13 protein-coding genes are annotated in these 14,632 nt (G+C 46.5%); 10 read left to right on the forward strand and 3 right to left on the reverse strand.

Going from position 1 to position 14,632, the window contains the following annotated elements; all coding sequences use genetic code 11:
* Window positions 1-11: 11 nt before the first annotated feature.
* From B4V02_RS23835 to udk, 3 genes are all read left to right on the forward strand, one after another.
* A complete protein-coding gene (locus B4V02_RS23835) occupies window positions 12-344 on the forward strand; it encodes a hypothetical protein (RefSeq protein WP_094156684.1) in 333 nt (110 codons plus the stop codon).
* Entirely contained in the window at window positions 296-511 is a 216-nt protein-coding gene (locus B4V02_RS23840; RefSeq protein ID WP_244188399.1) for a helix-turn-helix domain-containing protein, read from the forward strand. The genes B4V02_RS23835 and B4V02_RS23840 overlap by 49 nt, the downstream gene beginning before the upstream one ends.
* Before the next feature lie 636 nt (window positions 512-1,147).
* Window positions 1,148-1,783 carry a uridine kinase gene (gene udk, locus B4V02_RS23845; protein WP_068502652.1) on the forward strand — a complete coding sequence of 212 codons (636 nt, stop codon included), beginning with the start codon at window positions 1,148-1,150 and terminating at the stop codon, window positions 1,781-1,783.
* A gap of 81 nt (window positions 1,784-1,864) precedes the next feature.
* Here the strand turns inward: udk and B4V02_RS23850 are convergent, their stop codons facing one another.
* Entirely contained in the window at window positions 1,865-2,455 is a 591-nt protein-coding gene (locus B4V02_RS23850; protein ID WP_094156686.1) for a P-loop nucleotide/nucleoside kinase family protein, read from the reverse strand.
* Window positions 2,456-2,811: 356 nt separating this feature from the next.
* Between B4V02_RS23850 and B4V02_RS23855 the strand changes: the two genes are divergently transcribed.
* The 5 genes from B4V02_RS23855 (at window position 2,812) to B4V02_RS23875 (ending at window position 9,511) form a co-directional block, all read left to right on the forward strand.
* Window positions 2,812-3,600, forward strand: coding sequence for an IclR family transcriptional regulator (locus B4V02_RS23855; protein WP_007428221.1), 789 nt, complete (start codon window positions 2,812-2,814; stop codon window positions 3,598-3,600).
* Window positions 3,601-3,612: 12 nt separating this feature from the next.
* On the forward strand, window positions 3,613-4,263 hold the full coding sequence (locus B4V02_RS23860) for a bifunctional 2-keto-4-hydroxyglutarate aldolase/2-keto-3-deoxy-6-phosphogluconate aldolase (protein ID WP_094156687.1): 651 nt from the start codon (window positions 3,613-3,615) through the stop codon (window positions 4,261-4,263).
* Between the two features lie 206 nt (window positions 4,264-4,469).
* The gene (locus B4V02_RS23865) at window positions 4,470-5,780 is read left to right on the forward strand and encodes an MFS transporter (protein WP_094156688.1); all 1,311 of its coding nucleotides are present in this window, start codon (window positions 4,470-4,472) and stop codon (window positions 5,778-5,780) included.
* Window positions 5,781-6,098: 318 nt separating this feature from the next.
* Complete coding sequence (locus B4V02_RS23870) at window positions 6,099-7,658, forward strand: response regulator transcription factor (RefSeq protein WP_094156689.1); 1,560 nt, start codon at window positions 6,099-6,101, stop codon at window positions 7,656-7,658.
* 38 nt (window positions 7,659-7,696) lie between these two features.
* On the forward strand, window positions 7,697-9,511 hold the full coding sequence (locus B4V02_RS23875; RefSeq protein WP_094156690.1) for a sensor histidine kinase: 1,815 nt from the start codon (window positions 7,697-7,699) through the stop codon (window positions 9,509-9,511).
* A gap of 242 nt (window positions 9,512-9,753) precedes the next feature.
* Here the strand turns inward: B4V02_RS23875 and B4V02_RS23880 are convergent, their stop codons facing one another.
* Both B4V02_RS23880 and B4V02_RS23885 read right to left on the reverse strand, forming a co-directional pair.
* A complete protein-coding gene (locus B4V02_RS23880) occupies window positions 9,754-10,935 on the reverse strand; it encodes an MFS transporter (protein WP_094156691.1) in 1,182 nt (393 codons plus the stop codon).
* A 328-nt stretch (window positions 10,936-11,263) separates the two neighbouring features.
* Window positions 11,264-11,845, reverse strand: a complete 582-nt coding sequence (locus B4V02_RS23885; RefSeq protein ID WP_094156692.1) for a TetR/AcrR family transcriptional regulator — start codon at window positions 11,843-11,845, stop codon at window positions 11,264-11,266.
* 217 nt (window positions 11,846-12,062) lie between these two features.
* On the opposite strand from B4V02_RS23885, the gene B4V02_RS23890 reads away from it, so the two are divergent.
* Both B4V02_RS23890 and B4V02_RS23895 read left to right on the forward strand, forming a co-directional pair.
* On the forward strand, window positions 12,063-13,334 hold the full coding sequence (locus B4V02_RS23890) for an MFS transporter (RefSeq protein WP_094156693.1): 1,272 nt from the start codon (window positions 12,063-12,065) through the stop codon (window positions 13,332-13,334).
* Between the two features lie 129 nt (window positions 13,335-13,463).
* Window positions 13,464-14,405 carry an alpha/beta fold hydrolase gene (locus tag B4V02_RS23895; protein ID WP_094156694.1) on the forward strand — a complete coding sequence of 314 codons (942 nt, stop codon included), beginning with the start codon at window positions 13,464-13,466 and terminating at the stop codon, window positions 14,403-14,405.
* Window positions 14,406-14,632 lie beyond the last annotated feature (227 nt).

Below are 14,632 nucleotides of genomic sequence, written 5' to 3' on the forward strand. Positions count from 1 at the left end.
GTAAATTTCCGATGGGTGCCATTGAACATTATCGACGCGAGCTTTATAGAATCGCTTGGCGAATGCAGTATAGGGAAAAACGTGATCGGAAACGTGAAGTATCTATGGAATGTAATCCTAACCTTTTTCACCCCTCTTTTTCTGAGGAATCTGATAACAAGGTAATGATAAAATTTTATATTAATAAATTAACGTGTGAAGTAAGCAAAAAAGTCATCTATGAAGTTTACATAAATGATAAAACAGAAGCCCAAGTTGCCAGAGAACTTAAAATCACTCAGCAGGCGGTGAACAAATGGAAAAAGAAAGCTCTTCGCGAATTATGTCAGATGATGAGTTTATGAAATTAGTAAAACTTGCCCAAACAGAATCTGATGTAGAAGCCATGAATGCAATTTTTCAATATTTCGATCAAGATATTAAACGATTAAGCAAATTTATCCGTATGCCAGAAGAGGATGCCATCCAAAATATGAAAACTGAACTCCTTGAGCTCATTATGAAAAAATAAAGAAAATCCCCCCTCTAGAGGGGATTTTCTTTATGGTGATACGGGGAGAATCAAAGCAGTAGACGCCAGAACTTTGGATATATGTCTGCTGCATGTAAAAATTTTGATTGGGAGAAACTATACTTCATAAAAGTGAGATTAATTAAAATATATAATTAGTCAGTTTGTGAATTCTTATGCTGGTCAGATGATCGGAATGAATAAAGATGTTTCTGGAAAACCGGGAACGTCTTTTTTAGCGTTACTCGTGCCTGGCATTTTCCACGGCACAATTGTTCGTGTTCCGAAGCAATTTGGATCTCATGCCAACTCCTGTAGCTGACTTGTTTTCATTCAAAAAACGAACATTATACTTGTGTCGAAATGCCAGTATTGGAACAATCCAAATAAGAACCCTTCCGCCAACGATTCAAGCTAACCGAGCAAAAATGGCTGGATTGGATTGACCACTCATTCAAGAAGGACTCTTCATAGCAGGACAGTCGCAAGTGGTCTGTGGCACCTTTTAAAACATTCAGGGCCAAGCTACGAAAATGGAAGAAATACAAAGCTCCACAGTGATGAAAAAAAGTGTGCATTGTGCTACAATACTTGAGTTGTATCGGGATACATTTAGGGAAGGGTAAGTGAAACGCCATGCTTATTATTGGTATTGCCGGCGGTACAGGTTCCGGTAAATCGACGGTAGCACGTGCTGTCGTTGAGCGTCTGGGATCTAATAAAGTGACTTTCATATCTCAGGATAACTACTATAAAGACAATTCACATCTGAGCTATGACGAGCGTGCTCTGGTCAATTATGATCATCCGTTTGCCTTTGACAATGACTTGCTTATCGAGCATCTCCAATGTCTGAAAAAAGGACAAGCGACTCAAGCGCCAGTGTATGACTTTACGGTTCATGCTCGTTCCACCGATGAGACGGTAGAGCTTCTGCCGAATCATATCGTTATGCTGGAGGGTCTGCACGTGCTGTCTGACGAAAAGCTCCGCAGCCTGCTCGACATTAAAGTGTTTGTGGATACTGACCCTGATGTGCGTATTCTTCGTCGGGTGCTTCGAGATATCGAGGAGCGCGGCCGCACCATCCATTCGATCCACGATCACTATTTGACTACGGTTAAGCCTATGCATGAGGCCTTCATTGAGCCTTCCAAGAAATACGCGGACCTCATCCTTCCTGAGGGAGGACATAATGAGGTCGGTATTCAACTGCTATCTATTTTGACTGAAAAATATTTGGCAGGGGATCGGACGTGGGGGACTGTATAAAAGAAGAAAGCGCTCCTTGGAGGAAGTCATACGATGACTTCCACTCCGAGGGGCGCTTCTTATGTTTTCGCCAAACCTGAACTACAAAGAGGTTGCTGTATTTTTGAAGGAAAGTGTATTGTGCAGCCTGTTCTTGTCTACTTCAGCAGGACTATTATCAAAATGCCGGATGTCAATGTCTTCCCATAGGCACCTTCTGGCACGGATTCCTTCCACAAAAGCATCCCAGTGGGCAAATTTCCATTCATCCCGCTCCAATCCACGGGCTTTCATCCTTTCTTTTAATATATCAAAATCCACATCCACCTGTAATACAAGCGGTCTGACATGATGCCAGTCGTATTTTTCTTTTAATTCCCTAATGTAATCTTTGTTAGAAAAATAACCGAGAAACGGTGCATCCAAAACAACGGATCGACCCAATTGAAGGTTGTCATTGGCTACATCCAGCAGGGTCTGGTATTCAAGAGGCATGATCGTATCGCTATAAAAAGTGTTGCCGTCACGCTCATGAGGCGAGTATCCTTTGGACTCCAGCAGTAGGCCCGTGAACTTGTTGCAGATGATATCTTTATCCAAATAAGTAAAATGATATTCTGTAGCAATGAGCTTGCCAATCGTTGATTTACCTGAACTGGCAGCCCCGATTAAAAATATAGCTGTAGGTTGCATCCATAATTCCTCCTTATAACCCGCAATCTGTATTTCGGGGTTGTCGCACATTTTCATGAATTAAGGCCTTAAATGTATACGGTTTCAATCGTTAGATTAGCCCCACCTATAGGGTACACATCAAGGAGCTGCTCAAAACCCTTCTTTGTTCGCATATGCGAACCATATTCGCAATATTGAATTTATTTTTTATTTAGATTATAACGTTTTCATAAGAAATTCAATCCCATATCGACATAAATAAAATATTTTGTAAAGGTTATTGATCTCTTTCGTCAGGCTGTACTATAATAAACCCAAAGTTCGAATTAATGAACACGGTTCGTATATGCGAACCGAAAATTAAAGGAGATTGCATGGAAAATTTTAAGCTGAATAAATCAGCCGAAAGGGTTGTCGATCTTCTGGTCCTGTTATCCAATAGCAGTTCCCCTCTGACACTGAACGAAATTTGCAAGACGTTGGGGCTGCCCAAAAGCAGCGCCTTCGAACTGGTGCAGACATTACTCTATAAAAACTTTATTGAGCTGGATGATCCGCGCCTGAAGACTTATCGTTTGGGCATTGGTGCCTTTGAAGCAGGTATTTCTTATTTATCCAATATGGGCATCCCCCATCTGGCCAGACCGCTGTTGCAGGAGCTGAACAGACAGACGGGCAGCACTGTTTTTCTTGGAGTCGAGGATAAAGGGCAGATCGTGTATTTGGATAAGGCGGAAAATTACTCTGTTATGAGACCGACAGCAAAGCTAGGCTCGCGAAGATTCATACACACCACAGGAATCGGCAAAGCACTTTTGGCAGCGTTACCAACGGAAAAGATCCAGTTTATTCTGGGAGATGGAGAAATTCCGGCCAAAACACAATACTCGAAGGTAACGCTACAGGAAATTTTGCAGGATATGGCGGAAATTCGGGCGCGTGGCTACTCCATTGATGACAGGGAAGACAATCTGGAAATGTATTGCATCGGTTCTGCGATATATGACCAATGGAATCAGCCGGTGGCAGCGATTAGTGTGGCGAGTATGTACTCTACCATGACGCCGGAGCGCGAGAGTATGATCGTCAAGCTGGTCAAGGAAACAGCGCTAAAGCTGTCCAACCAGTTGGGGTACCGTGGTGAACGGCTGTATAACGATTAGGAGGATACGTTGATGTGGAAGAAGTTCAATAATCTCAAGAAAATAGCAGACACAGGCATTGTGCTGATCATTCGTTTGGACAGCGAGCAAGAGGCTCTGGCCGTAGCAGAAGCAGCCGTAAAAGGCGGTATTAAGGCGCTGGAAATCACCATGAGCGTGCCAAATGCGCTTCATGTCATTCAAACACTGGCAGAAAAATATCGTGAAGAAGGCGTTCTTGTCGGTGCTGGAACCATATTGGATGCCGAAACGGCAAGAGCGGCTATTCTTGCGGGGGCAGAGCTTCTGGTAAGCCCGCAGCTCAATCCCGAAATGATCAAAATGGCCAACCGTTATCAGGCCGTGACGATTAGTGGCGCTTTTACCCCGACGGAAGTATTGGAAACATTAGAGGCCGGAGCTGACATCGTCAAGCTTTTCCCAGCCGAAGTGTTAGGCCCGCAATATGTAAAATCGGTTACCGCTCCATTATCTCAAGCTCCCATCGCCCCTACTGGAGGTGTAACTCCGCAAAATGTGCATGAATGGCTGCAAGCTGGCTGCATCGGAGTTGGCGTAGGAAGCTATATCACCAAGGCTGCGCAAAAAGACGGGGATTACAGTAAAGTTACGGCGGCTGCCAAGGAATTTCTGGAGGCAGTTGCGGCGGCGCGTTCCATATAAAATCCCAAATGGCTGAGCCTGTATAGATCGCATTAGCAGGATATGCGGCATCACAACGATCAATAGCTGGCCTTCGGATTTTCCGAAAGCTGCAAGCATCGTTGTGAATCGCCCATATCAAACAGAGCTAAGAAATTCTCGAAATGAATTGGATGACTAGTAAAAATGTAAACGTATACATCATAGATCAAGGAGCGTGAGCTTTCATGAGCAAAATCGAGAATACCCGTGTAACACCTGGAGGGCAACCCAAAAAGGTGGGCCTGCGTTGGGGCATTATTTTACTGCTTCTGCTCGGGGCCGTCGTCAACTATCTGGACCGATCTAATTTAAGTATCGCGAATACGACCATCGCAGCGGAATTTGGACTATCCTCTACACAGATGGGTCTACTGCTGTCTGCCTTTCTCTGGCCTTATGCCTTGGCTAATCTCCCGGCAGGATGGCTTGTTGACCGCTTCGGTCCGAAGAAAATGTTCTCATGGGCTTCCGGACTGTGGTCAGTTGCAACCATCGTCAGTGCTTTTGTAAATTCCTATTCTCTGCTATATGCCATGCGTATGCTGCTCGGTGTATCGGAATCTCCGTTCTTCACTTCAGGGCTTAAAGTAACCGAAAGATGGTTTGCTAAAAGTGAAAGAGGACTCCCAACCTCTATTATTAATACAGGCTCGCAAATTGCCAATGCTATTGCTCCGCCCCTGCTGACTGTGCTTATGCTAACCATGACCTGGAGAGGCATGTTTATCTTCGTCGGTGCAATTGGATTGATTATTATGCTGATCTGGCTGAAAGTCTACCGTGATCCGACCTTTGCCGAAAAACAGGCCATCAACCAGAACGATATGACTGCAGACGCTGTTCCTGCGACGGAATCAGATGCGGCTCAACCAGAGACAAAAGCCAAATGGTCTTCTCTTTTCAAGAATTCCAGCACCTGGTTTATGATCATCGGTAATTTCGGCATCATGTTTACAATCTGGGTATATCTGACCTGGTTGCCAAGCTATCTGGAAAAGGAACAAGGCTTCACGCTGAAGGAAACCGGATGGATTGCATCCATTCCGTTTGTTGCCGGCATTATTGGTGTATTGCTGGGCGGGTTCATTTCCGACTATTTCATCCGCAAGGGGGTTGCTCCTGTAACCTCACGCAAGATACCAATTGTTGGCGGTGCTATTTTGGCGGCGTCATCTGTAGCACCGATTCCTTATATCGACAGTACAGTGGTCAGCATCGTCCTTCTCTCTATCGGTTACTTTGCTTCCCAATTGCCTTCAGGCGTCATCTGGACGTTGGCAGCTGATATTGCTCCGAGGGAACAAGTCGCATCGCTGGGCGCTATTCAAAACTTTGGTGGATTTCTAGGGGCTGCTTTAGCACCTATTGCAACCGGATACATTTTGGATACAACCGGAAGCTTTAATAATGTATTTTTACTGGGAGCATCCTTGCTCGTTATGGGAGCGATTTCATACGGGATATTCCTGAAAAAACCAATCACTCGAGCTTCGTAAACGATGGGTGATGCGTGAACAACGAGATGAGGCTGGTCATAGGAAGCAGCGGAGAAGCAGGATTGCTTTTCCGCTGCTTTTTCACATATATACAGCATTTTCTCCATGTAATACTCGTTGGGCCACCAGCCGATATTAAAATATAGGCTTGGTTAAGATTTTTTTGGCTTCCCTTCTGGTTTATGTTAGCATGTAAAGATTAAATGCTTTATATTTGAACCAAGTTGGGAGCGTTGTCAAACATATGCCTCAGTTGATACAACATATCCGCGTTAATGCGGTCTTTTTTGAATAGGTATAATTACGGAGCGTGCTGCCATGAATAAGCTATGCAACATTTTGATTGTGGATGATGAGATATTGGTACGGCAAGGAATCAAGCACCATTTATCGTGGGAAAAGTACGGATTTCGGATTGTAGGCGAAGCCTCCAACGGGAAAGAAGCGCTGGCGCTGATTGAAACCTTGCGCCCTCATATTGTCATCACGGATATCGTGATGCCAATCATGGACGGTGAGGAGCTGACGCGTATCGTTAAACAGAACTATCCGGAGATCGAAGTCATTGTGCTCAGCAGCTACGGCGAGTTTAATTACGTGCGCTCCACCTTTCAGCAAGGGGTTGCTGACTATATTTTAAAGCCCAAGCTGGACACGGATGAGCTGCTGCAAGTCCTTCAGCGGACGGCTCGCAAAATTCCATCCATTCAATATCAGGCAGATGCCGGAGATAATCCAATTACGATGGATCATGTGATCGAAAAGCTCATTTCCGGCTATAGCATAGACTATGACACTGAACTGCTGAAGCAGACATTTCCATATACGCGTTTTGCGCTTATAGGTATGGAGCAAGCCGCACAGCAGGGTACAGGCCGCTCCTACTCTGCCTCAGACCTATTTTCCAGGCTTACGGATCGGGTGGCAGCTGCCTGTGAACAAATCGTACTCCGACTATTGCCGTCCGATGCCCATGCGGCTGTAGTTTTAGCCAATCTTGATCCGCGGGAGGCAGACTCCTGGATGGCCGCGGTCAGAGAGGTGGCTCAGGAGACGAAGCAAGCCGATCCACAGATAGGCTGGGCGGTCAGCCACTTGTTTGATGACTTTAATCGAATAAGTGAGGTCTATCAGGATGAATTGCCGAAGCTGCTCAGCTATCGCTTTTATTTCCCGGAAACAGCGCTGCTGATGGAAGATGAGCTCCCACAACCTGTTCAAGTGAACAGCTCGTTTAACTTGAAGCAATTCACAGAGGAGATGAAACGCGAGCATTTTGATGCAGCTTTTCAGGACTTGAGATCCTATGTAGCAGCCATGTCACGCAACTATAACTCTACTGCTTTTGAATTTAAATCGCTTCTCGGGAATATTGTGTTCAACATTACCATTTTACTTGGGAATCAGGGATATGATATGAAAGAGCTGGATGCAGCAAAATATTCCTATTTCAAAACGATTAATGACGCGCCTCACGTACATGAAGCTGTGCGATTGCTGGAGACCTTTTTAGAGGAAGCAAACAGGCAAATCATGGCTAAAACGCAGCAAGGCGGCAGCGCAAGCATGAAAAAACTGCTGGAATATATTGAGGAGCACCATGCTGAAACACTCAATTTGACGACACTTGGACAATATTTTCATTTTAACCCTTCCTATTTGTCCAGCTATTTTACAACCCATCATACAGAGGGTTTCAGTGAGTATCTGAACAAAATTCGCGTGGAGAAGGCCGCTGAACTGCTGCGGTCGGGTATCATGCCCATTTCCGATATTAGCAGCACTGTCGGCTATTCAGACCCTAGCTATTTTACCAAAGTGTTCAAAAAGGTGACGGGGTACTCACCCAGTCAATACCGCCGGGAACATCTCCATTAGAGAGCAAGCGCATATCTGCGGCAGAAAAGAGATTGAATATGAAAAGGTATCTTCATAAATTCAAATATCAGGGCCTGTTCTTCAAAATATTTATCGTTATGGTGGTCAGCATCACTGCGGTGTCGTTGCTGACCTCTTTGGTGACGATTCGCATGTCTGAACGACTCTTTGCCGAGACATTCAGTATTACGAATGCCAAGGTACTCAGCCAGATTCAGTCCAGCTTCGAGTCCTTCAATGACTCAATTGTGAATGCCGTAACCCATGCCTCGGAAAACGGGACGGTCAAAAACTACCTGACTGGTAGCCAATCCGACTCCATTAACTCGGCACGCATCTACTTCGGTATGGCACAGCAGATGAAGCAGATTAAATCCAATGTCGACGCCTATGACGTCGGTGTCGCTGTAACGGGCATGAATGGCCGAAGCTTCTATTCTGACTCGTCCTATTGGCCGGTAACTGCGGAGGAGCTTAAGAACAGTGTCATTACAGCCCGAAGTGCGGCACAGCCGACACGGCTTATGTATCAGTTGGATACTGATTTATTTCGTCGACAGATAAATAATACCGGACAGAAACCGACACCTTATATTATCGCCTCGAAAGCATTTATGGAGCGCACCAGCGGTACTTTATATGGCATGATCTACATTGCCATTCGCGAGCCGGAATTTCGCCGCTTCTATAACAACTTTACAAGCAACGGCAATGATGTTCTTATTTTGGACAAGTCAGGGCTCATCGTGTCGAGCAACCGTCAGGACTTGATCGGACAACACTCCCGTGAGCTGCTGGGCTACGCGAAGAAAATCAATGAGCAAGGGCTAAATTACGTGAATGCGAACGTGATGAGCAAGGAAAGTATTGTTCTTTCCAACTATATTCCTTCGTATGATTTTTATCTGGTTAACATGATCGACAGACAAATCGCGATTGGACAGATCATTGACGTCAAATCCGTTGTATTCATCTGCATTGTCATCGTGCTGATTGCTTTGCTGATTGTTTTTCTGATTTCCCGTCGCCTGATTCGTTCACTGACACGACTGGTCAAGCAAATGTCGACGGTCCGCGAGAAAAATTTTGACAACTATATCCCGGTAACGGGCAGCTATGAGGTCAGACAACTGAGTCATGCCTATAATTACATGCTGGATGAGCTGAATGACTATATTCGCAAGCTGCTGGAGACGCAAAAAGAACAACGAAACGCAGAGCTTGCTGCCCTACAACGACAAATCAATCCTCATTTTCTGTACAATACACTGGCTTCGATCAAAATGCTGGTGCTCAAAGGAAACAAGGAGACCGCCGCCGAGACCATCAACGCGCTTATTTCCCTGCTGCAAAATACGATCAGCAACGTGAGTGAGACCATCACGATCGAGCAGGAAATGGCCAACATGCAAAACTACGTGTTCATTAACCATGTGCGCTATGGACAGCGGGTACAGGTAAATTATTTTATATCGCCGGATTGTCTGGAGTACCATGTGCCCAAGCTGATTATTCAGCCTTTTATCGAAAATTCTTTTTTCCATGCATTTAATGAGAAAAATGCAGGGCACATCTATATATTGGTGTCCAAAACGGAGGATACATTGATCTGCGAGGTGGTCGACGATGGAGACGGTATGGATTTGGACGGGCATGCGGCCAAGGATGGACTGCCCAATCCCAAGAGCAAGCGCCAACTGTTCACTGGCATCGGCATCCAGAATGTACACAATCGCATCACCCTTCTCTATGGAGAAGAGTATGGCGTGACCATCTCCAGCAAAAAAGGCGAGGGCACCAAAGTGAAATTGACACTGCCACTGATCGTAAAACCCGCCCCTCCTATCTCATAAAAAAGGGTATTCGGATTTTATGGTGGAGAAGGACTTATAGCTGGCCCTTCTCCAATTTCTCGATCAAGGTGGAAAAATGCTTTTTAAGTCCCTCTGTAAAGAGTATTTTGGCTCGTAGGGCTTCAAAAGAGTATCCCCTGCCTAAACGATTAATGACTCGAATGCCGTCTCAGATCTGTTCCCTGCTATCGTGTTTGTAGAGGTTGGCTATAAGAATATCCATAAGAATTTCTTCTATGCATTTATGATGTAAACTCCTTCTTTGTTTTCGCATGACTGGTCAAAATACCGCTGAATATGAAAGATAATAACGAACCGGCAAAGCATATAGCCGCAAACATGCCTACGGCGGAAAAACCGTTAAAAGTCGCGTAAATCAGGCCTGCGATCCAAGAGCCGAGCGTTGTCGCAGCGTACATGATTGAATTGGCCAAGCTAGAGATCGTGCCGCGGATGGTCGGATTTAGTGAATTCAGCATTCCCAATATTAGGGGAAAAGCGATCCCCATGTTAACGAATATGAAAAAGTAAACACTTTCGAAAGCCGCAACCGATGGCAAGTGAGGCAAAATAATAAAACATGCGATAGAGACAAGAAAGCCCACAACCAGCGTATTGAAACGGTTTAACGTTTTGATCACATAGGCACCGCCGAAGCTCCCGACTATATTCCCGAGACCAAGAAAAAACATCACGTACCCCGCTTGATCAATTGAGAGGTGAAAGCGATCCGTCACCCATTTTCCAATGAAGGAAAAGGCAGCAAAGAATCCACATTGAAATAAGAAATGAGCGAGGAAAGCCTTTCTCGCCATTCGGCTATTCAATAGTGGGATGTATCTACTGAAAATCGGAGTCTTGGTTTTTTGGCCTTGATTCGGTTTCATTTCGGGCAAAGCATAGAAGATGAATACCGCTACCAGTAATGCACATGCACCAATTGTAAAAAAAGGATAATACCAATGGGTTGAGGCAAGCAGACTTCCAATAGGGATGCCGAACGCTTGGGAAGCAGCCAAGCCTGCCATGACGATTCCTGATACTTTGGCGATTTTTGACGTTGGAAACAGAGCAGGGATCGAGGCCCAGACTTGAGGCGCCGTAAATGCTGCGCTGACTCCGGCTAAAAAACGGAAGAAGAACATCGACCAAAAACCTGTGGCAAAGCCGCATAACATGGTTGAAACCGAGAAGCAGACCATGCCGGAAAGCATTACTTTTTTGCGATCCCATCCATCGGAAAGCGGTCCAGCAATCAGTGCAAAAATGGCATAACCTAAAGCATAAGACCCCACCATCCAACCGGAATATTCGGTCGGGATATGAAACAAGTTCTGAAGAGTGGGGATGAGCGGAGAAATCAAAAACGTATCTGTACCAATAACAAACATGATGAGGAAAAATAAAGCAGTTAATTGGATCATTCTATTCACCCTTTGCAGTTAGTTCTATAGTTCAAATATTATTGAAATAATGAAAAAAAAAAAGAATTTCTTTCTACAACGTATCCAGAAATCCGGGTAAGTAAGTTTGAAATGCCTCCAAATCGATGCTCATATACTTCGCTTGAGCTTCTTTTCGTACCTTGATCAATTTCGCCTCCTTTAAAGGCTAACGCCTTAAATATTTTGACTCTGAGCTCATCATTTATTATTTTTTGAGTAGTCATAAAACCATTGTACTAAGATATCGCTACAAATCAAGTCTTTAGAAAAATACCACTATAAAATCCGCCTGATTGAAACAAACGATCTACTCCAGCAAGGCGATAATGGTTGCTGCAGCGTTGTCCGCAAATGTTCGATCGGGGCGGGATTTCATCAACACGGTAAGCCCGATCATTGAAACGACGAATGTCTGGGCGAGTGCTTTGGCATTCACATGATCCCCGAGTTCACCGGATCGTATCCCCCGTTCAATGGTCTCCTGAAAAGTCGCTACCAAATACAACTGGTGCTCTCTTGTCAGCACTTCAAATTTGGCATCATGTGGCGCTAATTCGACCATGACATTCAGGCAAAAACATCCCCGATTTGGCACTTCTCCGTACGCTTCTGCCACAATGCCCTCAAAGAAAGCACGCAGCGCTTCTTTAACGGACGGTACGCTCTGTAGCCGTGCGCGCACATAAGAAGCATGAAATTGATTGTATTTGCGAAGCGCGGCTTCAAAAAGCTCTTTCTTATCTCCGAATGCGGCGTAGAGACTAGGCCGTTGAATGCCCATTTTTGCCGTTAAATCGCTTAATGAGGTCGCTTCGTAGCCCTTTTCCCAAAACAGTTCCATCGCGGAATGTAGTGCTTGCTCTTCATTAAACTCCCGAGGGCGAACCATAAGCTATCCCCTCCCTTTTTATATCGTTCAGTATATTAAAATCATATCTAACGGTGAAGGAATAGTCAAATATTTTCAATTTATCCTTGACAAATTGCGAATAAATAATATATATTTCACTTCGTTCAGTTATATACCGATCGATATAATATACTTTTCGGTATGTAACTGAATAAGGTTAACCCCGGTCAATCCAATCAGAAAGGTGTGAAGGGATATGAACAACCTTCAAGACATAATGGAGGGAGGTGCGGGAGAAAACTGGAGTACCGGGAAGGCTTCCTCGAGTAAACCCGATGCTCGTGCTTCCACGTCCCATTCATCGCTGTCGCGTGTGCTCTCGTTGTTGTTTGCTGTCGCTTGTGGGCTTGCTGTAGCGAACGTTTATTATGCACAGCCACTGCTTGACGCGATGGCAGTCGAGTTCGGCATCCGTGAGTCAACTGTCGGGGTTGTTGTCACCATCACCCAGATCGGGTATGCACTTGGCCTTCTATTGCTGGTCCCCCTTGGCGATTTGCTGAACCGCCGACGGTTGGTCGTCGGTCAGTCAGCATTGTCCGTTGCGGCGCTCGCCGCTGTCGGTTTCTCTCCAAACAGCACGCTGCTCTTTATCAGCAGCGCTTTGGTTGGGTTACTCGCGGTGGTCACGCAGGTGCTGGTTGCATTCTCGGCCGTATTGGCAGCGCCGGCTGAACGCGGCCGTGTAGTAGGGACGGTAACTAGCGGCATTGTCATCGGTATTTTGCTGGCGCGGACCATCGCGGGGTTCATGGCCGATCTCGCGGGCTGGAGGGCGATCTATTTCCTCTCAGCAGCGTTGACGCTGCTCATCACTGTTATGTTGTTTCGTGTGCTACCGCCGCACGACAAGGTGAAGGAAACGATCGCTTATCCGCAATTGCTGCGTTCGGTTTTTATGTTGTTTGTGGAGGAGCCAATCTTGCGCATTCGCGCTTTGATCGCCTTTCTGATTTTTACCTCGACTTCGGTCTTGTGGACGCCGATGGTGTTTCCACTCAGCCAACCGCCTTTTTCACTCTCCCATACGGAGATCGGTCTGATTGGTCTAGCTGGCGCCGCCGGAGCGTTGGGTGCGGCCCGGGCAGGGCAGATGGCAGATCGCGGCTGGAGTCAGAAGGTTACCGGCATCGGGCTGCTCATCATGTCCCTATCTTGGCTGCCAATTGGGTTTACTATTCATTCCCTGTGGGCTTTGATTGCTGGCGTAATCGTCTTCGATCTTGGGTTACAGGCCGTACATGTCACGAATCAAAGCATGATTTACAGTGTGCGCCCCGAGGCTCATAGCCGGCTTACGGCCGGATATATGATTTTCTATTCCCTCGGCAGCGCTGTCGGCTCGTTCATCTCGACGTTCGTTTATGCGTGGGCTGGTTGGACTGGTGTATGCCTATTAGGCTCGGCCATCAGCTTACTGGCACTATTATTCTGGACGTTTACCCGTCATCTGACGCCCACCGCTTAGACATCTAATGGCGAACTGGCACATGCCACTGACCGCCATCATGCTGCTCGTCAATTGACCGAAGGAAGATTTTTTACTGTTTTATCCAGCCAGATTTTCTGAGTCAATTCTAAGGAGGGAACATTTCTCATGCTGTATCCTTATAACCTCAACCGCGATCCGCATTCGGATTGCGATAGTACCTACCCATTCACACCGCACTTCACTGACGCTCCCGGGTTTGCCATGCACTTTGTTGACGAAGGTTCACGCGGAGGTGAGACCGTGCTTTGTCTTCATGGCGAGCCAACCTGGGGCTATCTGTTTCGGCACCTCGTTCCGGTCCTGAGCTCGGATTGCCGTGTCATTGTCCCTGATCATATGGGGTTCGGTAAAAGTGCGACTCCTCAGGACCGTAGCTACTGGCTGCAAGATCATATCGACAATCTTGAACGGTTTGTGCTTGCGCTCGACCTGCGGGATATCACGCTGATTATGCACGATTTTGGCGGGCCAGTGGGGATGGGACTCGCCGCCCGACATCCGGATCGCATCCGCAGACTGATCTCGACCAATGGGCCGACACCATTCGGCCAGTCCAGCCTCGGAGACAGGTTGACCGCCAATGTCGGCGTCTCGCCCTGGTTCCAATGGGTTGTTCAGGCGGAGAAGGATGGAAGTCTCGAGGCCGTGTTGGGCCAACTCGGTTTTAATATTCTCAGCACGCTCAAACTGAACGGTTTCGAGAACCATGCCCTGATTACCGACACCTGGCTGGCCGCTTACGGCTCGCGCTTCGCCGATCCGTCCGATTGTCTCGGCGCAATCGGCTGGGCGAAAGGGTATGCTACAGGCGCGCATCAGTTTGAAGTACCTAATGCTGAAGTCGTTCGCATGATTCGCACGAAGCCGGCAATGGCCATTTGGGGAGAGTCTGACCGCACGCTACATGCTGAACATTTTCTGCCGCTGTTCACGGAGTTGTTCCCTGACGCCCCCGTTCATCGGCTTACAGGCGTGGGTCATTATTGTCTGGAAGACGCACCTGATGAAATTGGACGTCTCGTTGCAGACTTCATCCACCGGAACTGAAACGCGGTCTCGAAGGAAACAAATCTCCAAGGAGGATTCCCATGACTTATAATCGTACGACAGAGATGGACGGCCTGAGCATTTTCTATCTCGGCCTCAACTATGCACTTTATATGTAAGATTTTGGCGGACCGGTCGGCCCTAGAGCCAGCTGTACCAGCTGCACATTGATGTGCGGCTTTTTTTCTGTTCGGAAATCCGCTCAGTCGATGGACAAGATAACGGCG

The sequence above is a fragment of the Paenibacillus kribbensis genome (genome assembly GCF_002240415.1).
Taxonomy (GTDB): Bacteria; Bacillota; Bacilli; order Paenibacillales; family Paenibacillaceae; genus Paenibacillus; species Paenibacillus kribbensis.